Origin of the sequence: Streptomyces sp. NPDC127092 (assembly GCF_042722475.1) — a bacterium.
GTDB lineage: Bacteria > Actinomycetota > Actinomycetes > Streptomycetales > Streptomycetaceae > Streptomyces.
The window spans coordinates 45,799-65,810 of record NZ_JBHXFE010000030.1; the positions used below are offsets into that span (position 1 = coordinate 45,799).

Sequence of the window (20,012 nt, forward strand, 5' to 3'; positions counted from 1 at the left end):
GCCCCTGTGTTCGTCCTCTTGTGCCTCTTCCTCCTCTCCTCCTTCTTCCTCTCCCCCCCCCCGCACCATCCCTCCCCCACCCCCCCCCCCCCCCCGCTGCGTTGTCAGTGCGAGCCGATAGCCTGCACGAACAGTCGAGCGATCAGGGAGGGGTGGCGTGCGCGTACTCGGGGTGGACCCGGGACTCACCCGGTGCGGCGTCGGCGTCGTCGAGGGAGTCGCCGGACGGCCGCTCACCATGCTCGGCGTCGGCGTGGTGCGCACGCCGGCCGATGCCGACATCGGTCACCGCCTGGTCGGCATCGAGCGCGGCATCGAGGAGTGGATCGACCGCTTCCAGCCCGAACTCGTCGCCGTGGAGCGGGTGTTCAGCCAGCACAACGTGCGTACGGTGATGGGCACCGCCCAGGCCAGCGCCGTCGCCATGCTGTGCGCGGCGAGGCGCGGACTGCCCGTCGCCCTGCACACCCCGAGCGAGGTCAAGGCCGCCGTCACCGGCAGCGGCCGCGCCGACAAGGCCCAGGTCGGCGCCATGGTCACCCGGCTGCTGCGGCTCTCCGCCCCGCCCAGGCCCGCCGACGCCGCCGACGCCCTCGCGCTCGCCATCTGCCACATCTGGCGCGCCCCCGCCCAGAACCGCCTCCAGCAGGCCGTCGCCCAGAACCGCCTCCAGCAGGCCGCCGCCCTGCACGCCTCGAAAGGCCGCACGTCATGATCGCCTTCGTCAGCGGCCCGGTGGCCGCCCTCGCCCCCACGACCGCCGTCGTCGAGGTCGGCGGTGTCGGCATGGCCGTCCAGTGCACGCCGAACACCATCGCCGGACTCCGCGTCGGCGAGCACGCCCGCCTCGCCACCTCCCTGGTCGTCCGCGAGGACTCCCTGACGCTGTACGGCTTCGCCGACGACGACGAGCGCCAGGTCTTCGAGCTGCTGCAGACCGCGAGCGGCGTCGGGCCGAGGCTGGCCCAGGCGATGCTGGGCGTCCACTCGCCGGACGCGCTGCGGCTCGCGGTGTCCACCGGCGACGAGAAGGCGCTGACCGCCGTCCCCGGCATCGGGAAGAAGGGCGCCCAGAAGCTGCTCCTGGAACTGAAGGACAAGCTGGGCCAGCCCCTCGGCACCAGTGGCCTGGTCGGCCAGCAGCGCGCCGTCGCCACCGGCCCCGCCCCCTGGACCGAGCAGCTGTCCGCCGCGCTGATCGGCCTCGGCTACGCCGGCCGCGAGGCCGAGGACGCCGTCGCGGCCGTGGCCCCGCAGGCCGAGGCGGCCATCGCGGAGACCGGCTCGGCCCCCGTCCCGCAGCTCCTGAGGGCCGCCCTGCAGACCCTGAACCGGACCCGCTGACGACGACCGCCGCGCGGGCCGGACACCCGGCCCCGCCGGCACCCGGGGCACGTGAGCCCGGGGACGGGGCCCCGGTCGCCGGGACGGGGCGAGGTGGGGGAGGAGCCCCGCGGGACCCGCCGCACCCATCGACCACCGCACGACAACGAGAAGGCAGACCATCGTGAACTGGGACGACGACAGCAGCCCCGTCGAGGAGCGCATCGTCGGCGCCGCCGCCGAAGGCGACGACCAGGCCGTCGAGGCCGCCCTGCGCCCCAAGGACCTCGGCGAGTTCATCGGCCAGGAAAAGGTCCGCCAGCAGCTCGACCTCGTCCTCAAGGCCGCCCGCCAGCGCGGCGCCACCGCCGACCACGTGCTGCTCTCGGGCGCCCCCGGCCTCGGCAAGACCACCCTGTCGATGATCATCGCGGCGGAGATGAACGCCCCGATCAGGATCACCAGCGGCCCCGCCATCCAGCACGCCGGTGACCTCGCCGCCATCCTGTCCTCCCTCCAGGAGGGCGAGATCCTCTTCCTCGACGAGATCCACCGGATGTCCCGGCCCGCCGAGGAGATGCTCTACATGGCGATGGAGGACTTCCGCGTCGACGTCATCGTCGGCAAGGGCCCCGGCGCCACCGCCATCCCCCTGGAACTGCCGCCGTTCACCCTGGTCGGCGCCACCACCCGGGCCGGACTGCTCCCGCCGCCGCTGCGCGACCGCTTCGGCTTCACCGCGCACATGGAGTTCTACGAGCCGCACGAGCTGGAGCGGGTGGTCCGCCGCTCCGCCGGGCTCCTCGACGTCGAGATCGACACCGACGGCGCCGCCGAGATCGCCGGCCGGTCCCGCGGCACGCCCCGCATCGCCAACCGGCTGCTCCGCCGCGTCCGCGACTACGCCCAGGTCAGGGCCGACGGAGTGATCACCCAGGAGGTCGCCGCCGCGGCCCTCGGCGTGTACGAGGTCGACAGCCGCGGTCTCGACCGGCTCGACCGCGCGGTCCTGGAGGCGCTGCTCAAGCTCTTCGGCGGCGGACCGGTCGGCCTGTCCACCCTCGCGGTGGCGGTGGGGGAGGAGCGCGAGACCGTCGAGGAGGTCGCCGAACCCTTCCTCGTACGGGAGGGACTGCTCGCCCGCACACCCCGCGGCCGGGTCGCCACCCCGGCCGCCTGGACCCACCTCGGACTGGTTCCGCCGCAGGCAGCGGGCCCGGGCGCGGCGGGCGGCGGCGGAGGGACCGGCGCGGGAAGCGGACAAGCGGGGCTGTTCGGGATGTGACGACGACGACGGCGCGGATACTCGCCCGGTCAGGAACCGCGGTGCGATGCTGGGCGTTGTTCCATCGATGCGGACTCGCCTAGACTCCGCCGATGCCGCCCTTTCTGGTCGGCGTACCCACCCCCGAAGATCAGGCCGCGGTTTCTCCGCGACCGTGCGAAGGAAACCCGTCCCGTGAACCTCGTGACCCTCCTCCCCTTCATCGTCCTCATCGGGGCCATGTTCCTGATGACCCGCTCTGCCAAGAAGAAGCAGGCGCAGGCGGTGGAGATGCGCAACCAGATGCAGCCCGGCACCGGCGTACGCACCATCGGGGGGATGTACGCCACCGTGAAGGAGATCGGCGACGAGACCGTCCTCCTCGAGGTCGCGCCCGGCGTGCACGCCGTCTACGCCAAGAACGCGATCGGTGCGGTGCTCGAAGACGCCGAGTACAACCGCATCGTCCACGGCGACGACGACACCGACTCCGACACCGTCGTTCCGGACGACGCCTCCTCGCTCACCGAGGACGCCGGCGCCGTCGAGGGCCAGGAGGGGGCGGCCAAGGCCGACCTGACCAAGAAGGACGCCGCTCCCGCGGCGGACTCCGAGGTCGAGAAGGACGGCAAGGCCGACGGGGAGACCGAGGCGAAGTAATCGCCCCGGGGCGGGTGCGGACGCCCACAGGCCTCCGCCGCCCCGGACCGGTTTCACGTCTGCGGGGGCAGGTCCCCACACACACTTCGTGGCCGCCGCCCGCCCAACCGGCGCGGGGGCGGTTTGGACAGGGAGAAACGACAGGTGGCAGCACCGAAGAAGGGCCGAAGGCCGGCGGGGGGCCAGAGCCGGCCGGGCCGCGCCCTGGCACTCATTCTGATCGCCATGGTCGCGCTCACCGGCGGCATGTTCTGGTCGGGGCACACCACCCCGCGCCTGGGCATCGACCTCGCCGGCGGCACGTCGATCACGCTCAAGGCGAAGGCGGAGCCCGGACAGGAGTCCGCCGTCAACGAGACCAACATGAACACGGCGGTCGGCATCATCGAGCGCCGTGTCAACGGTCTGGGTGTCTCCGAGGCCGAGGTCCAGACGCAGGGCCGCGAGAACATCATCGTGAACATCCCCAAGGGGACGAACGAGAAGCAGGCCCGCGAGCAGGTCGGTACCACCGCCCAGCTGTACTTCCGGCAGGTCCTGGCCGTCGCCGCGGCCGACCAGCCCGCGCCGAACCCCAGCGCCACGCCCAGCGGCTCGGCCACCCCGTCGGCGAAGCCCTCCGGCGCCACCGCGGACAAGGGCAAGGGCGGCAAGTCCGCCACCCCGACGGCCACCGCCTCCAGCCAGGGCCGTGCCGTCAGCGAGGCGCTGAAGGCCCCGAGCCCCACGCCGACCGCGAGCTCCTCCGCCTCCGCGTCGCCGAAGGCGTCCTCGACGCCGACCCCGGCCCCGTCGGGTGACGCCGCCACCGCGGCCCTGCAGCAGAAGTTCGCGACGCTCAACTGCCTCGACCCCAAGCAGCGCGCCGCCGTCGGTCAGGGCGTCAAGCCCTCCGAGCCCACCATCGCCTGTGGCGAGGACGCCCCCGGCATCTGGTCGAAGTACCTCCTCGGCCCGGCCGAGGTCGACGGCAAGGACGTCGACGACGCCCAGGGCGTCTTCGACCAGCAGCGCGGCATGTGGATCGTGACCATGGACTTCACGAGCGAGGGCTCGAAGAAGTTCCAGAAGATCACCGGCAAGCTCTCGCAGCAGGCCGACCCGCAGAACCGCTTCGCGATCGTCCTCGACGGCGACGTGGTCTCCGCCCCCTCCGTGCGACAGACGCTGAGCGCCAGCGCCGAGATCTCCGGCAGCTTCACCCAGGAGACCGCCCAGGACCTGGGCAACATCCTGTCCTACGGTGCCCTGCCGCTGTCCTTCGAGACCCAGAGCGTCGACACCGTCACCGCCGCCCTCGGCGGCGAGCAGCTCCAGGCGGGTCTGATCGCCGGCGCCATCGGCCTCGGCCTGGTCATCATCTACCTGGTGGTCTACTACCGCGGCCTGTCGTTCGTGGCGATCCTCAGCCTCGGCGTCTCGGCCCTGCTCACCTACGTGATCATGGCGCTGCTCGGCCCGGCCATCGGCTTCGCGCTGAACCTGCCGGCCGTCTGCGGTGCCATCGTGGCCATCGGCATCACCGCGGACTCGTTCATCGTCTACTTCGAACGCATCCGCGACGAGATCCGCGAGGGCCGCACGCTGCGCCCGGCCGTCGAGCGCGCCTGGCCCCGTGCCCGCCGCACCATCCTGGTCTCCGACTTCGTGTCGTTCCTCGCCGCCGCGGTGCTCTTCGTGGTCACCGTCGGCAAGGTCCAGGGCTTCGCGTTCACGCTCGGCCTGACCACGCTGCTCGACATCGTGGTGGTGTTCCTCTTCACCAAGCCGGTGATGACGCTCCTCGCCCGCACCAAGTTCTTCGGCAACGGCCACAAGATGTCCGGCCTCGACCCGAAGAGCCTCGGTGCCAAGCCGCCGCTGCGCCGCACCCGCCGTACGTCCACCCCCGCCGCCGGCCCGATCGAACCGAAGGAGGCGTGAGATGTCGAAGCTCGGCGATCTCGGCGCCCGACTCCACCGCGGTGAGGTCGGCTACGACTTCATCGGCAACCGCCGTATCTGGTACGGCCTCTCGATCCTCATCACCATCACGGCCATCGTCGCCCTCGCGGTGCGCGGCCTGAACATGGGCATCGAGTTCCAGGGCGGCGCCGTCTTCACCACCCCGAAGACGGACGTCTCCGTCAGCCAGGCCACGGAGTACGCGGAAGAGGCCTCCGGCCACGACGCCATCGTCCAGCAGCTCGGCAACGGCTCCCTGCGCATCCAGGTCGGCGGCCTCGACACCGCCAAGTCCGACCAGGTCCGCGCGGAGCTCGCCAAGGACCTGAACGTCCCCGAGACGAAGATCGCGGCGGAGCTCGTCGGCCCCAGCTGGGGTGAGCAGATCGCCACCAAGGCCTGGACGGGCCTCGGGGTCTTCATGATCCTCGTGGTGATCTACCTCGCCATCGCCTTCGAGTGGCGGATGGCCCTCGCGGCGCTCGTCGCGCTGATCCACGACCTCACCATCACCGTCGGCATCTACTCGCTGGTCGGCTTCGAGGTCACGGTCGGTACGGTCATCGGTCTGCTGACGATCCTCGGTTACTCGCTCTACGACACGGTCGTCGTCTTCGACTCGCTCAAGGAGCAGACGAAGGACATCACCAAGCAGACCCGCTGGACGTACAGCGACGTCGCCAACCGCTCGATCAACAGCACCCTGGTCCGTTCGATCAACACCACGGTCGTGGCGCTGCTCCCGGTCGCCGGTCTGCTCTTCATCGGCGGCGGCGTCCTCGGCGCGGGCATGCTGAACGACATCTCGCTGTCGCTGTTCGTGGGTCTCGCCGCCGGTGCGTACTCCTCGATCTTCATCGCCACCCCGCTGGTCGCCGACCTCAAGGAGCGCGAGCCGGCGATGAAGGCCCTGAAGAAGCGCGTCCTGGCCAAGCGGGCCTCCGACGCCGCCAAGGGCGAGGACGTCGACGCCGCCGACGCGCTCGACGCCTCCGGCGCCGAGCCTGCCGTCGTGGGCCAGCGCGGCCGCCGCGGCCGCCCCTCGGGACGGCGCGGATGACCGCCGAGGCACAGGGCACCACCGAGCTGCTCCTCAGCCGCATCCGGGACGTCCCCGACTACCCGAAGCCGGGCGTGCTGTTCAAGGACATCACCCCGCTGCTCGCGGACCCGGAGGCGTTCACCGCGCTCACCGACACGCTCGCCGGGCTGTGCGTCGCGCACGGCGCCACGAAGGTCGTGGGCCTGGAGGCCCGCGGCTTCATCCTGGCCGCGCCGGTCGCCGTCCGCGCCAGCCTCGGCTTCATCCCGGTCCGCAAGGCCGGGAAGCTGCCCGGGGCGACGCTGCGGCAGGCGTACGAGCTGGAGTACGGCTCCGCCGAGATCGAGGTGCACGCCGAGGACCTGGCCGCGGGCGACCGCGTCATGGTCATCGACGACGTCCTCGCGACCGGCGGCACCGCCGAGGCCTCCATCGAGCTGATCCGGCGCGCCGGGGCCGAGGTCGCCGGCGTCGCCGTCCTGATGGAGCTCGGCTTCCTGCCGGGCCGGGCCCGTATCGAGCCCGCCCTGGCCGGAGCCCCGCTCACGGCGCTCATCACCGTCTGAGCCGTCCGCCGGCCGTCGTCCGGCCGACGTACGTGTCGTCCGACCGCGTCGGACACCGCCGACCTGGTACGGAGGCGGCCCGGGAATTCCCCGGGCCGCCTCCGTCGTTTTCCGGACAACCCCGAGAAACGGGAACCCGGCGAGGCACGGCCGCGCATGAGGTGCGTCTCAGCCCTCAGGCGCGTGAGCACAGGCGCTTCCAGGTCGATACGATGGCCTTTCCGGGCCTGACCGGGGGACCCGGAAACGCACGAGGAGCGCTCTTGCCAGACGAGGCCCAGCCACTCTCCGCCGCGCAGCCCGACAAGCGAGCCGAGCAGGCCGCGCCGAGCACTGCCGCGCCCCAGAACCCGCCCGCGGAGACGAGGCCCCGGCCCGCGGCACCCGCGCCGCCCCCGACCGTCCGGCCCACCCCGGCCCCGCCCGCCCGCTCCGGCGGCTCCTCGAGCCGGGTCCGCGCCCGCCTCGCCCGGCTCGGCGTCCAGCGCTCCTCCCCGTACAACCCGGTCCTCGAACCGCTGCTGCGGATCGTCCGCTCCAACGACCCGAAGATCGAGACCGCGACCCTCCGCCAGATCGAGCGGGCCTACCAGGTCGCCGAGCGCTGGCACCGCGGCCAGAAGCGCAAGAGCGGCGACCCGTACATCACCCACCCGCTCGCCGTCACCACGATCCTCGCCGAGCTCGGCATGGACCCGGCGACGCTCATGGCCGGACTCCTCCACGACACCGTCGAGGACACCGAGTACGGCCTGGAGGACCTGCGCCGCGACTTCGGCGACCAGGTCGCCCTGCTCGTCGACGGCGTCACCAAGCTCGACAAGGTCAAGTTCGGCGAGGCCGCACAGGCCGAGACCGTCCGCAAGATGGTCGTCGCCATGGCCAAGGACCCCAGGGTCCTCGTCATCAAGCTCGCCGACCGCCTGCACAACATGCGCACCATGCGCTACCTCAAGCGGGAGAAGCAGGAGAAGAAGGCCCGCGAGACCCTGGAGATCTACGCCCCGCTGGCCCACCGGCTGGGCATGAACACCATCAAGTGGGAGCTGGAGGACCTCGCCTTCGCGATCCTCTACCCCAAGATGTACGACGAGATCGTCCGGCTGGTCGCCGAGCGCGCGCCCAAGCGCGACGAGTACCTCGCGATAGTGACCGACGAGGTCCAGGCCGACCTGCGGGCCGCCCGCATCAAGGCCACCGTCACCGGCCGGCCGAAGCACTACTACAGCGTCTACCAGAAGATGATCGTCCGCGGCCGTGACTTCGCGGAGATCTACGACCTGGTCGGCATCCGCGTCCTCGTGGACACCGTCCGCGACTGCTACGCGGCCCTCGGCACCGTCCACGCGCGATGGAACCCGGTCCCCGGCCGGTTCAAGGACTACATCGCGATGCCGAAGTTCAACATGTACCAGTCGCTGCACACGACGGTCATCGGACCCAACGGCAAGCCCGTCGAGCTGCAGATCCGCACCTTCGACATGCACCGCCGCGCCGAGTACGGCATCGCCGCGCACTGGAAGTACAAGCAGGAGGCCGTCGCCGGCGCCTCCAAGGTGCGCACCGACGTTCCGAAGAAGGCCGGGAAGGACGACCACGTCAACGACATGGCGTGGCTGCGGCAGCTGCTCGACTGGCAGAAGGAGACCGAGGACCCCTCGGAGTTCCTGGAGTCGCTGCGCTTCGACCTCTCCCGCAACGAGGTCTTCGTCTTCACGCCGAAGGGCGACGTCATAGCGCTGCCCGCCGGCGCCACCCCGGTCGACTTCGCCTACGCCGTCCACACCGAGGTCGGCCACCGCACCATAGGCGCCCGCGTCAACGGACGTCTGGTGCCGCTGGAGTCCACCCTGGACAACGGCGACCTGGTGGAGGTCTTCACCTCCAAGGCCGTCGGCGCCGGGCCCTCCCGGGACTGGCTGGGCTTCGTCAAGTCCCCGCGCGCCCGCAACAAGATCCGCGCCTGGTTCTCCAAGGAGCGCCGCGACGAGGCCATCGAGCAGGGCAAGGACGCCATCGCGCGGGCCATGCGCAAGCAGAACCTGCCGATCCAGCGGATCCTCACCGGCGACTCGCTGGTCACCCTCGCCCACGAGATGCGGTACACCGACATCTCCTCGCTGTACGCGGCGATCGGCGAGGGTCACGTCACGGCCCAGTCCATCGTGCAGAAGCTGGTCCAGGCCCTCGGCGGCGAGGAGGCCGCGACCGAGGACATCGCCGAGACCCACCCGCCGGCCCGCGGCCGCACCAAGCGCCGTTCCAGCTCGGACCCGGGCGTGGTGGTCAAGGGCGTCGAGGACGTGTGGGTGAAGCTGGCCCGCTGCTGCACCCCGGTGCCCGGCGACCCGATCATCGGCTTCGTCACGCGGGGCAGCGGCGTCTCCGTGCACCGCAGCGACTGCGTGAACGTCGAGTCGCTGTCCCGGGAGCCCGAGCGCATCCTCGACGTCGAGTGGGCGCCCACCCAGTCCTCGGTCTTCCTGGTCGCCATCCAGGTCGAGGCCCTGGACCGGTCCCGGCTGCTCTCCGACGTCACCCGGGTCCTCTCGGACCAGCACGTCAACATCCTGTCGGCGGCCGTCCAGACCTCCCGCGACCGGGTGGCCACCTCGCGCTTCACCTTCGAGATGGGCGACCCCAAGCACCTGGGCCACGTCCTGAAGGCCGTACGCGGCGTGGAGGGCGTCTACGACGTCTACCGCGTGACGAGCGCGCGGCGCCCCTAGGGGATACGAGGAAGGGCCCCCGGCCGGTGTGCCGGGGGCCCTTCTCGTCCGCCTGGGCGGGAAACGCGGGGCGGGATCAGCCGCCGAACTCCTGCAGGCCCTTCAGGGCCTGGTCGAGCAGCGCCTGACGGCCCTCGAGCTCCTTGGCGAGCTTGTCGGCCTTGGCGTCGTTGCCCGCCGCGCGGGCCGCGTCGATCTGCTTCTGGAGCTTGTCGACCGCGTCCTGGAGCTGGCCCGTGAGACCCGCGGCGCGGGCCCGCGCCTCCGGGTTGGTGCGGCGCCACTCGGCCTCCTCGGCCTCCTGGATCGCCCGCTCCACCGCGTGCATCCGGCCCTCGACCTTCGGGCGGGCGTCGCGCGGCACGTGGCCGATGGCCTCCCAGCGCTCGTTGACGGAGCGGAAGGCGGCACGGGCGGCCTTCAGGTCCGTCACCGGCACCAGCTTCTCCGCCTCGGCCGCGAGCTCCTCCTTCAGCTTGAGGTTCTCGACCTGCTCGGCGTCACGCTCGGCGAAGACCTCGCCGCGCGCCGCGAAGAACACGTCCTGGGCGCCGCGGAAGCGGTTCCACAGGTCGTCCTCGTGCTCGCGCTGGGCCCGGCCCGCCGCCTTCCAGTCCGCCATCAGCTCGCGGTAGCGGGCGGCCGTCGCACCCCAGTCGGTCGAGTTCGACAGCGCCTCGGCCTCGGCGACCAGCTTCTCCTTGGTCTTGCGGGCCTCCTCGCGCTGCGCGTCGAGCGCCGCGAAGTGGGCCTTGCGACGCTTGGAGAACGCCGAGCGGGCGTGCGAGAAGCGGTGCCACAGCTCGTCGTCGGACTTCCGGTCGAGTCGCGGCAGGCCCTTCCAGGTGTCCACCAGGGCCCGCAGCCGCTCGCCCGCGGCCCGCCACTGCTCGCTCTGCGCCAGCTCCTCGGCCTCGGTGACCAGGGCCTCCTTGGCGGAGCGGGCCTCGTCGGCCTGCTTCGCCTTCTGGGCCTTGCGCTCCTCGCGGCGGGCCTCCACCGTCTCGGTCAGCTTGTCGAGACGGGCGGCCAGCGCGGCCAGGTCGCCGACGGCGTGGTGCTCGTCGACCTGCTGCCGGAGGTGCTCGATGGCCGTCGTGGCGTCCTTGGCCGACAGGTCGGTGGTCCGTACCCGCTTCTCGAGGAGGCCGATCTCGACCACCAGGCCCTCGTACTTGCGCTCGAAGTAGGCCAGCGCCTCCTCGGGGCTGCCGGCCTGCCACGATCCGACGACCTTCTCGCCCTCGGCCGTACGCACGTACACGGTGCCCGTCTCGTCGACGCGGCCCCACGGGTCGCTGCTCACAGCGCCTCCTCAACATGATGCCGTCGCGGGGGCCCGGCCCCCTGGCATCGTCCACGGTTTCCCGGCGGGTCTCGCCCGCCCTCCACAGCACGGCCGACGGCCTGCGCTGCACAACGCCAATCTAGGCGAACGGCGGCCCGGCTGTCCGCACTCAGCACGACCGAAATTCAACGGTCACGCGCACGTGTGGTCGCCGGGCCGTCGTCGCCCGGTCCGCCGGCTCACTTCTTGGTGACGGCGGCCTTCTCGATCGTGACCTTCTTCTGCGGCGCACCGTCGCCCGCACCGCCCGCGACACCGGCCTTCGCGACCTCCTCGACGGCCTTGAGGCCGTCCGCGTCGAAGGTGCCGAAGGGGGTGTAGTTCGGCGGGAGCTTGGTGTCCTTGTACACGAGGAAGAACTGGCTGCCGCCGGTGTTCGCACCGGCGTTGGCCATCGCCACGGTGCCCTTCGGGTACGTCACCATGCCGTCCTTGGCGGGCTTGCCGAGGCCGTTCAGGTTCTCGTCCGGGATCGAGTAGCCGGGGCCGCCGGTGCCGTCGCCCTTCGGGTCGCCGCACTGGAGCACGAAGATGCCCGACGTGGTCAGGCGATGGCACGAGGTCCCGTCGAAGAACTTCTTGTCGGCGAGGTGCTTGAAGGAGTTCACGGTGTGCGGGGCCTTCGCCGCGTCCATCGTGACGGTGATGTCGCCGACGTTGGTCTTGAGGGCCATCGTGTACGTGGCCTTCTTGTCGATCGACATCGCCGGTTCGGGCTTCTTCTCCTCGGTCGGCGCCGCGCTGGGCGTCTCCGACGGCTGCGAGGCCACGCTGTCCGAGCCCTTGGAGTCGTCGCCGGTCAGTGCCACCGAGGCCCAGACGGCGAGGCCGGCGGCGAGCACCACCGCCACCGACGACGCGATGACGGTGTTTCGGCGCGCCTTGCGCTGTGCCTCCGCACGCCGCTGCTGCTGCCGCGCGTACTTCTCCCTGGCGAGCTGCCGCCGCCGCTGATCGCTGCTGACCACCGGGTCCGCTCCTTGTCGATCGTCTGTTCAGTCCTGGCCGGGTGTGCCCGTACCGTATACGGGTTGGCTGTGGAATACGCAGCGCCGGTAGGCTCTGATCTGCTGCATTCCGCACCGCCGCAGCCAACTGCCGGACGACAAATAAGGACGATCGTGCTGATTGCCGGGTTCCCCGCCGGGGCCTGGGGCACCAACTGCTACGTGGTCGCCCCCGCCGCAGGCGAGGAGTGCGTCATCATCGACCCGGGCCACCAGGCCGCCCAGGGAGTCGAGGAGACGCTGAAGAAGCATCGGCTCAAGCCCGTCGCCGTGGTCCTCACCCATGGCCACATCGACCACGTCGCCTCCGTCGTCCCGGTCTGCGGCGCCCATGACGTACCCGCGTGGATCCACCCCGCCGACCGGTACATGATGAGCGACCCGGAGAAGGCCCTCGGCCGCTCCATCGGGATGCCCCTCATGGGCGAGCTGACCGTGGGCGAGCCGGACGACGTGCACGAGCTCACCGACGGCGCCGAGCTGAAGCTCGCGGGCCTCGACATCACCGTCGCGCACGCGCCCGGTCATACCAAGGGGTCGGTGACCTTCCGGACGCCGGAGACCTCGGAGGTCCCCTCTGTGTTCTTCTCCGGCGACCTGCTGTTCGCCGGCTCCATCGGACGCACCGACCTGCCCGGCGGTGACATGGACGAGATGCTGCAGTCGCTGGCCCGCGTGTGCCTGCCGCTCGACAACTCGACCGTGGTGCTGTCGGGGCACGGTCCCCAGACGACCATCGGCCAGGAGCGCGCCACCAACCCGTATCTGCGGCAGGTGGCGGCCGGCCTCGGGAGCAGCAGCGACGCGCAGGCTCCCCGACGAGGAATGTGACGAGATCCACGTGAGCACCTTCAAGGCCCCCAAGGGCACCTTCGACCTCATCCCGCCGTTCTCGGCGACCTACCTCGCCGTCCGTGACGCCATCTCCGCACCGCTGCGGAAGTCCGGATACGGCTACGTCGAGACCCCCGGCTTCGAGGACGTCAACCTGTTCGCGCGCGGTGTCGGCGAGTCCACCGACATCGTGACCAAGGAGATGTACACCCTCACCACCAAGGGCGGCTCCAACCTCGCGCTGCGCCCCGAGGGCACGGCCTCCGTCCTGCGCGCGGCCCTGGAAGCCAACATGCACAAGGCCGGCGGCCTGCCGGTCAAGCTCTGGTACTCGGGCTCCTACTACCGCTACGAGCGCCCGCAGAAGGGCCGTTACCGCCACTTCTCGCAGGTGGGTGCCGAAGCGATCGGTGCCGAGGACCCGGCGCTCGACGCCGAGCTGATCATCCTCGCCGACCAGGCCTACCGCTCGCTCGGCCTGCGCGAGTTCCGCATCCTGCTGAACTCGCTCGGCGACAAGCAGTGCCGTCCCGTCTACCGCGAGGCCCTGCAGACCTTCCTGCGCGGCCTCGACCTGGACGAGGAGACACTGCGCCGTGCCGACATCAACCCGCTGCGCGTCCTCGACGACAAGCGCGAGTCGGTGCAGAAGCAGCTGACCGACGCGCCGCTCCTCAAGGACTACCTGTGCGAGGAGTGCAAGGCGTACCACGAGGAGGTTCGCGCGCTGATCACCGCCGCGGGCGTGGTCTTCGAGGACGACCCGAAGCTGGTGCGCGGCCTGGACTACTACACCCGGACCACCTTCGAGTTCGTGCACGACGGTCTCGGCTCGCAGTCCGCGGTGGGCGGCGGCGGCCGTTACGACGGCCTGTCCGAGATGATCGGCGGCCCGGCGCTGCCGTCCGTCGGCTGGGCACTGGGCGTGGACCGCACGGTCCTCGCCCTTGAGGCGGAGGGCGTCGAGCTCGACATCCCGCCGGCCACCAGTGTCTTCGCCGTGCCGCTGGGTGACGAGGCGCGCAAGGTGCTCTTCGGTCTCGTCACGCGGCTGCGCAAGGAAGGCGTGGCCACGGACTTCAGCTTCGGCGCGAAGGGCCTCAAGGCCCACATGAAGAACGCCAACCGCTCCGGCGCCCGCTTCGCCGTCGTCGCCGGTGAGCGGGACCTCGCCGAGGGCGTCGTCCAGCTCAAGGACATGGAGTCCGGCGAGCAGACGCCGGTCGCCCTGGACGAGCTGGTCGAGACGGTGAAGGCACGCCTCGCCTGATCGCAGCCGGTACGAGTTCGAGTACGGGCAGGGGCCCGGTCCGCGCGCGTCGCGCGGGCCGGGCCCCTCGCCGTTTACCTCGCGCTCACGCCGCCCGTGTCACCGTGTGCGGCAGAATGTTCGTGCCCTGGTCCGCGGAAGCGACGAATCGACGAAGAGCGAGTACAGCGACATGACGAAAGCAGCGGCCGCGAACGAGACCGCCGGGCGGGAGGACCCCCGCGCCATCGGCGCGGGCCGCGGCTTCGCCTGGCTCCTGGTGATCACCGGCGCCGCCGGGCTGCTGGCCGCGTGGGTCATCACCATCGACAAGTTCAAGCTGCTCGAGGACCCGAACTTCACCCCCGGCTGCAGCCTGAACCCGATCGTGTCCTGCGGGAACATCATGAAGAGCGAGCAGGCCTCGGTCTTCGGCTTCCCCAACCCGATGCTCGGCCTCGTCACGTACGCCATGGTGATCGCCATCGGCGTGGGCCTGCTCGCCGGCGCCCGCTACCGCCGCTGGTACTGGCTCGGCCTCAACGCCGGCATGCTCTTCGGCGTCGGCTTCTGCACGTGGCTGATGTACCAGTCGCTGTACGAGATCAACGCGCTCTGCCTGTGGTGCTGCCTCGCCTGGGTCGCCACCATCGTCATGTTCTGGTACACGACCTCGCACAACGTGCGCCGCGGCGTCATCCCCGCCCCCTCGGGCCTGCGCACCTTCTTCGACGAGTTCACCTGGGTCCTGCCGGTGCTGCACGTCGGCATCATCGGCATGCTGATCCTGACCCGCTGGTGGGACTTCTGGACCAGCTGAGGTCCGGCCCCGCCGACCGGGCCGGCCGGACTGTCAGTCCGCTGACTTAGGCTTCATGACGTGGAGCCCGACCTCTTTACCGCAGCCGCCGAAGAGCGCCAGGAGAAGGACCCGGCCAGCAGCCCGCTGGCCGTGCGGATGCGTCCGCGCACCCTCGACGAGGTCGTGGGCCAGCGTCATCTGCTGAAGCCGGGCTCGCCGCTGCGCCGGCTGGTCGGCGACGGCAGCGGAGGCCCGGCGGGCGCGTCCTCGGTGATCCTCTGGGGCCCGCCCGGCACCGGGAAGACCACCCTCGCGTACGTGGTGTCGAAGGCCACCAACAAGCGCTTCGTGGAGCTGTCGGCCATCACCGCGGGCGTCAAGGAGGTCCGCGCCGTCATCGACGGGGCCCGGCGGGCCGTCGGCGGCTTCGGCAAGGAGACCGTCCTCTTCCTCGACGAGATCCACCGCTTCTCCAAGGCCCAGCAGGACTCGCTGCTCCCGGCCGTGGAGAACCGCTGGGTGACGCTGATCGCCGCCACCACCGAGAACCCGTACTTCTCGGTGATCTCCCCGCTGCTCTCCCGCTCGCTGCTGCTCACCCTGGAGCCGCTCACCGACGACGACCTGCGCGGTCTGATGCGCCGGGCGCTCACGGAGGAGCGGGGGCTCGGCGGGGCGGTGACCCTGCCCGAGGACGCCGAGGCCCATCTGCTCCGGATCGCCGGAGGCGACGCCCGGCGCGCACTGACGGCCCTGGAGGCGGCGGCCGGTGCCGCCATCGCCAAGCAGGAGTCCGAGATCACCCTGCAGACGGTCGAGGAGACCGTGGACCGGGCGGCGGTGAAGTACGACCGGGACGGCGACCAGCACTACGACGTGGCGAGCGCCCTCATCAAGTCGATCCGCGGCTCGGACGTGGACGCGGCGCTGCACTACCTGGCCCGGATGATCGAGGCGGGCGAGGACCCGCGGTTCATCGCTCGGCGGCTGATGATCTCGGCCAGCGAGGACATCGGCCTCGCCGATCCGAACGCGCTGCCGCTCGCCGTGGCCGCCGCCCAGGCCGTGGCGATGATCGGCTTCCCCGAGGCCGCGCTGACCCTGAGCCACGCCACGATCGCCCTGGCCCTCGCCCCGAAGTCGAACGCGGTGACGAACGCGATCTTCGCCGCCCAGGCCGACGTACGGGCCGGCCTCGCGGGCCCGGTCCCGCCCCATCTGCGCGACGGCCACTACAAGGGCGCCGCCAAGCTCGGCCACGCCCAAGGCTATGTGTATCCGCACGACGTGCCGGGCGCCATCGCGGCCCAGCAGTACGCGCCGGACCCCGTCCACGGCAAGCGCTACTACGAGCCCACCCGCTACGGCGCGGAGGCGCGGTACGCGGACGTGGTGGAGAAGGTGCGGGAGCGCCTGAAGGGCGAGGGCGGCTGACGGCAGCCGCCGAGGGGGCCGGGCCCCGGGGCCGGGGGCCTCGGTGCACGAGGGACCCGGGGAACCGGTACACTCGTGGGAAGTGCTGCGTCCCGTGTCCGGCTTCGGCCGACATCACCAGAGCGGGACAGTCAGCCGGAGCCCCGGCCTCCGGGCCTGGTCTCCAGGAGCGTCGCGCACCTTCGAAGGTGTCGCGTGCAACCCACCACCACCGGGAATCCCCGGAGCGGTCGGTGGGTCGTTCGCGTGCTGCACGTACGTGCCCAGACTGGGAGCGGCTGCCCGGCAGGTCCCCTGCGGACCCGGCGGGTTTCCCGGCTGCGGATTGCGACCTCCCTAACCCTGGTGAAGCCGTATTCGAAACACTAGAGAGGTTGGTTCATGCCGAACCAGTCCCGTCCCAAGGTCAAGAAGTCCCGTGCGCTCGGCATCGCGCTGACGCCGAAGGCCGTCAAGTACTTCGAGGCCCGCCCCTACCCGCCGGGCGAGCACGGCCGTGGCCGCAAGCAGAACTCGGACTACAAGGTCCGTCTGCTCGAGAAGCAGCGTCTGCGCGCCCAGTACGACATCAGCGAGCGCCAGATGGCCCGCGCCTACGACCGCGCCAAGAAGGCCGAGGGCAAGACGGGCGAGGCGCTGGTCGTCGAGCTCGAGCGTCGCCTCGACGCCCTGGTCCTGCGTTCGGGCATCGCCCGCACCATCTACCAGGCCCGCCAGATGGTCGTCCACGGCCACATCCAGGTCAACGGCCAGAAGGTCGACAAGCCGTCCTTCCGCGTCCGTCCCGACGACGTCGTGATGGTCCGCGAGAAGTCCCGCGCCAAGACCCTCTTCCAGGTCGCCCGCGAGGGTGGCTTCGCCGCCGAGGGTGAGACCCCGCGCTACCTGCAGGTCAACCTGAAGGCCCTGGCCTTCCGCCTCGACCGCGACCCGAACCGCAAGGAGATCCCGGTCATCTGCGACGAGCAGCTGGTCGTCGAGTACTACGCCCGCTGATCTCCGGCAGGCCGTAGTACCACCTCCGCGGTGTTCAGCCCGCCGCTTCCCCGCCCGTTCCGGTGGGGGAGCCGGCGGGCTTCCGCGTTTCCGGGACCGGCGCCCGCCCCGCCCGGAACGGACGCGGAGCCCGCGCCCCGGCCCGGCCGCGCCCGGCCGGATCCCGGCGCCCGGCGAGCGCCCGGTCCACCGCCGCGTCGACGGACAGCCGCTCGCCCTCGCCGTACCGGACCCGGTACGCCGCACCGCCCAGCGCCTCGCCCGCCCGCCGCGCGCACAGCGCCCGCGAGCCGTTGAAGTGCGCCGAACCGAACAGTGGCAGCCCCACCGACCGCCACACCGGCATCGCCGCGCCCTGCAGCACCGCCGCCTCCTCCGCGTCGCCCTCGACCACCGTCACGAGGGCGAGCAGCTCGATCGCGAGCACCAGGCCCACCAGGTCGTGGAAGGCGTGGTTGATCGTGACGCACTCGGACAGCAGCTCCCGCGCCGACACCGGATCGCCGTCCGTCAGCGCCGCGAAGGCCAGGACGTAGAGCGCGTACGCCCGCGTCCAGCGCTCGCCGCGCTCCTCGCAGACCTCCCGCACCTCCGCGCACAGCGCGACCGCGCCCTCCAGATCGCCCTGGAAGGCCCGCGCCATCGCCAGCTCCACCTGGCCCATCAGCACGTTGCTGTTCAGCTCGCCGATCTCCCGGTACGCGTCGAGCGCCCGGCCGATCAGCTCCTCCGCCCGCGGCAGATCGTCCGAGAGCAGCGCCAGACAGCCCATCCGGTGCGTCGCGTACGCCTCGGCCGTCGCGTTCCCGGTGACCCGGGCCCGCTCCCCGCACTCGTGCAGCGCCGCCACCGCCGCCGTCGGATCACCCTGCAGGACCGCCACGTAACCGAGCACCCACAGCGCCTTCAGACGCGCCTCCTCGTGCAGCGCGACCGGCTCGTACGCGGGCATGGCGACCGCCCTGTCCAGCCAGTGCCGCCCCTCGGAAAGCCGCCCGCAGCCCACCCAGTAGAACCACAGCGTCCCCGCCAGGTGCCGGGCCAGCGAGGCGTCCTCCGCCGACTCCAGGCACAGCTCCAGCGCCGCCCGCAGGTTCGGCAGCGCCACGTCCGTGGCCGCCGCCACCTCGCCCTGCCGCGGACTGAACCACTCCAGCTCGCACCAGGTGGCGAAGCCCATGTACCAGTCCCGGTGCCGGCGGCGCATCCGCTCGGTGTCGCCCAGCGCCTCCAGCCACTCGGCCCCGTACGCCCTGACTGTGTCCAGCATCCGGAAGCGCGGGCCCGCCGCCGTGTCCTCGCGGGCCACCAGCGACTGCGCGAGGAGCTCGCCGAGCACGTCCACCACCCGGTCCGCGGAGAGACCGGCGCCCGCGCACACGTACTCCACCGCCTCCAGGTCGAACGGGCCGGCGAAGACCGAGAGCCGCGCCCACAGCAGCCGCTCCTCCGGCGTGCACAGCTCGTGGCTCCAGCCGATCGCCGTCCGCAGCGTCCGGTGCCGCGGCAGCGCACCGCGCCGGCCGCCGTCGAGCAGCCGGAACCGGTCCTCCAGACGCCGCAGCAACTGCGCCGGAGTCAGCAGCGGCAGCCGCGCCGCCGCCAGTTCGAGCGCCAGCGGGATCCCGTCCAGCCGCCGGCACAGCTCCCGCAGCGCGCCCGCGTCCCCGCCCGCGACCACGCCCGCCTCCGCCGCCCGACCGGCCAGCAGCTCCATCGCGTCCGCCTCGTCCAGCGGCGCCAGCGTGAACACCGCTTCGCCGTCCACCCGCAGCGGCCGCCGGCCGGCGGCGAGCACCGTGAGCCCCGGGCAGCCGACCAGCAGCTCCCGCAACAGCCCCGCACACTCCTCCACCAGGTGCTCGAAGCCGTCCACCACGAGCAGCAGCCGCCGCTCGGCCAGGTGCTCCAGGAGCACCTCGCGCGGGGCCCGCACCGTGTGGTCGGTCAGACCCAGCGCCTCGACCAGCGCGTGGGCCACCAGACCCGGATCGCGCAGCGCGGCCAGCTCCGCCAGCCGGACCCCGTCGACGTAGCGTTTCTGCAGCGCCGCCGCGGCCCGCAGGGCCAGCCGGGTCTTGCCCACCCCGCCCACTCCGACGACCGTGACCATGCGGAACTCGTCCAGTAACCGCGCCAGTTGGTCCTGCTCGGCGGCCCGGCCCACGAACCGGTTCAGCTCCGCAGGGAGATTGCTCCGTCGCATGGGACACGGAGCGTACTCATCCGCACGCGCTCCGTACAATCGATACCGCGCAACTCCCCTCCCACAAGCCGTAATGCGGTACGGCCAGGGACGCCGGGCGCGATAGGGTCGGAGGACGTATCAGCACGGGTCCGACGACCGTCCGGGGCCCGACGACAGCAGAGAGCGGTGCAGAGTGACCGGTGGTGAGGTTGCCGGGATCCTGGTGGCCGTGTTCTGGGCGATTCTCGTCTCCTTCCTCGCCGTGGTGCTGGTGAGGCTGGCGCAGACGCTCAAGGCGACCACCAAGCTCGTCGCGGACGTGACCGACCAGGCCGTCCCGCTGCTCGCCGACGCCTCCCAGGCCGTGCGCTCCGCGCAGACCCAGCTCGACCGGGTGGACTCCATCGCGTCCGACGTCCAGGAGGTCACCTCCAACGCCTCGGCGCTGGCCGGCACCGTCGCCTCCACCTTCGGCGGCCCGCTGGTCAAGGTCGCCGCCTTCGGCTACGGGGTCCGCAGGGCGCTCGGCCGGGGCCGTGAGGACGCGCCGCCCGCGTCCGACCGGCGTACTGTGATCGTCGGTCGTACCGTGCCGTCCGCGCGACGCCGGAAGCAGAAGGGCTGAG

The 20,012-nt window shown here is 71.6% G+C and carries 17 protein-coding genes; 14 read left to right on the forward strand and 3 right to left on the reverse strand.

Translation table 11 applies throughout. The features are described 5' to 3' along the window. Positions 1-157: 157 nt before the first annotated feature. The 8 genes from ruvC (at position 158) to ACFWJO_RS24095 (ending at position 9,528) form a co-directional block, all read left to right on the forward strand. A complete protein-coding gene (ruvC, locus tag ACFWJO_RS24060) occupies positions 158-715 on the forward strand; it encodes a crossover junction endodeoxyribonuclease RuvC (RefSeq protein WP_386868171.1) in 558 nt (185 codons plus the stop codon). Next, on the forward strand, positions 712-1,344 hold the full coding sequence (ruvA, locus tag ACFWJO_RS24065) for a Holliday junction branch migration protein RuvA (protein ID WP_386868173.1): 633 nt from the start codon (positions 712-714) through the stop codon (positions 1,342-1,344). The genes ruvC and ruvA overlap by 4 nt, the downstream gene beginning before the upstream one ends. Positions 1,345-1,507: 163 nt before the next feature. Then, complete coding sequence (ruvB, locus tag ACFWJO_RS24070; protein WP_386868175.1) at positions 1,508-2,608, forward strand: Holliday junction branch migration DNA helicase RuvB; 1,101 nt, start codon at positions 1,508-1,510, stop codon at positions 2,606-2,608. Between the two features lie 174 nt (positions 2,609-2,782). Next, positions 2,783-3,247, forward strand: coding sequence for a preprotein translocase subunit YajC (gene yajC / locus ACFWJO_RS24075; RefSeq protein ID WP_386868176.1), 465 nt, complete (start codon positions 2,783-2,785; stop codon positions 3,245-3,247). Between the two features lie 144 nt (positions 3,248-3,391). After that, on the forward strand, positions 3,392-5,170 hold the full coding sequence (gene secD, locus ACFWJO_RS24080) for a protein translocase subunit SecD (RefSeq protein ID WP_386868178.1): 1,779 nt from the start codon (positions 3,392-3,394) through the stop codon (positions 5,168-5,170). Between the two features lies 1 nt (position 5,171). Further along, a complete protein-coding gene (secF, locus tag ACFWJO_RS24085) occupies positions 5,172-6,251 on the forward strand; it encodes a protein translocase subunit SecF (protein ID WP_386868180.1) in 1,080 nt (359 codons plus the stop codon). Then, entirely contained in the window at positions 6,248-6,799 is a 552-nt protein-coding gene (locus ACFWJO_RS24090) for an adenine phosphoribosyltransferase (protein ID WP_386868182.1), read from the forward strand. Before secF ends, ACFWJO_RS24090 begins: the two co-directional genes overlap by 4 nt. Before the next feature lie 263 nt (positions 6,800-7,062). Further along, positions 7,063-9,528 (forward strand): RelA/SpoT family protein, encoded by a 2,466-nt coding sequence (locus ACFWJO_RS24095; RefSeq protein WP_386868184.1) that lies wholly within the window; start codon positions 7,063-7,065, stop codon positions 9,526-9,528. 76 nt (positions 9,529-9,604) lie between these two features. On the opposite strand, the gene ACFWJO_RS24100 is transcribed toward ACFWJO_RS24095, so the two are convergent. Together ACFWJO_RS24100 and ACFWJO_RS24105 are read right to left on the reverse strand one after the other, a co-directional pair. Continuing rightward, a complete protein-coding gene (locus ACFWJO_RS24100) occupies positions 9,605-10,834 on the reverse strand; it encodes a DUF349 domain-containing protein (protein ID WP_386868186.1) in 1,230 nt (409 codons plus the stop codon). 221 nt (positions 10,835-11,055) lie between these two features. Continuing rightward, entirely contained in the window at positions 11,056-11,844 is a 789-nt protein-coding gene (locus tag ACFWJO_RS24105) for a peptidylprolyl isomerase (protein WP_386868188.1), read from the reverse strand. 153 nt (positions 11,845-11,997) lie between these two features. On the opposite strand from ACFWJO_RS24105, the gene ACFWJO_RS24110 reads away from it, so the two are divergent. The 5 genes from ACFWJO_RS24110 (at position 11,998) to rpsD (ending at position 17,198) form a co-directional block, all read left to right on the forward strand. Beyond that, complete coding sequence (locus tag ACFWJO_RS24110) at positions 11,998-12,714, forward strand: MBL fold metallo-hydrolase (protein WP_386868190.1); 717 nt, start codon at positions 11,998-12,000, stop codon at positions 12,712-12,714. 10 nt (positions 12,715-12,724) lie between these two features. Then, on the forward strand, positions 12,725-13,987 hold the full coding sequence (gene hisS / locus ACFWJO_RS24115) for a histidine--tRNA ligase (protein ID WP_386868192.1): 1,263 nt from the start codon (positions 12,725-12,727) through the stop codon (positions 13,985-13,987). A 172-nt stretch (positions 13,988-14,159) separates the two neighbouring features. Continuing rightward, entirely contained in the window at positions 14,160-14,786 is a 627-nt protein-coding gene (locus ACFWJO_RS24120) for a vitamin K epoxide reductase family protein (RefSeq protein ID WP_386868194.1), read from the forward strand. 60 nt (positions 14,787-14,846) lie between these two features. Beyond that, the gene (locus ACFWJO_RS24125) at positions 14,847-16,202 is read left to right on the forward strand and encodes a replication-associated recombination protein A (RefSeq protein WP_384422670.1); all 1,356 of its coding nucleotides are present in this window, start codon (positions 14,847-14,849) and stop codon (positions 16,200-16,202) included. Between the two features lie 381 nt (positions 16,203-16,583). Next, positions 16,584-17,198 (forward strand): 30S ribosomal protein S4, encoded by a 615-nt coding sequence (rpsD, locus tag ACFWJO_RS24130; RefSeq protein ID WP_384422667.1) that lies wholly within the window; start codon positions 16,584-16,586, stop codon positions 17,196-17,198. Positions 17,199-17,232: 34 nt separating this feature from the next. Here rpsD and ACFWJO_RS24135 read toward each other — a convergent pair whose 3' ends face one another. Then, positions 17,233-19,404: an ATP-binding protein gene (locus ACFWJO_RS24135; RefSeq protein WP_386868196.1), complete on the reverse strand. Its 2,172-nt coding sequence runs from the start codon at positions 19,402-19,404 to the stop codon at positions 17,233-17,235. Between the two features lie 175 nt (positions 19,405-19,579). On the opposite strand from ACFWJO_RS24135, the gene ACFWJO_RS24140 reads away from it, so the two are divergent. Further along, positions 19,580-20,011, forward strand: coding sequence for a DUF948 domain-containing protein (locus ACFWJO_RS24140; RefSeq protein WP_384422662.1), 432 nt, complete (start codon positions 19,580-19,582; stop codon positions 20,009-20,011). Position 20,012: the final 1 nt, after the last annotated feature.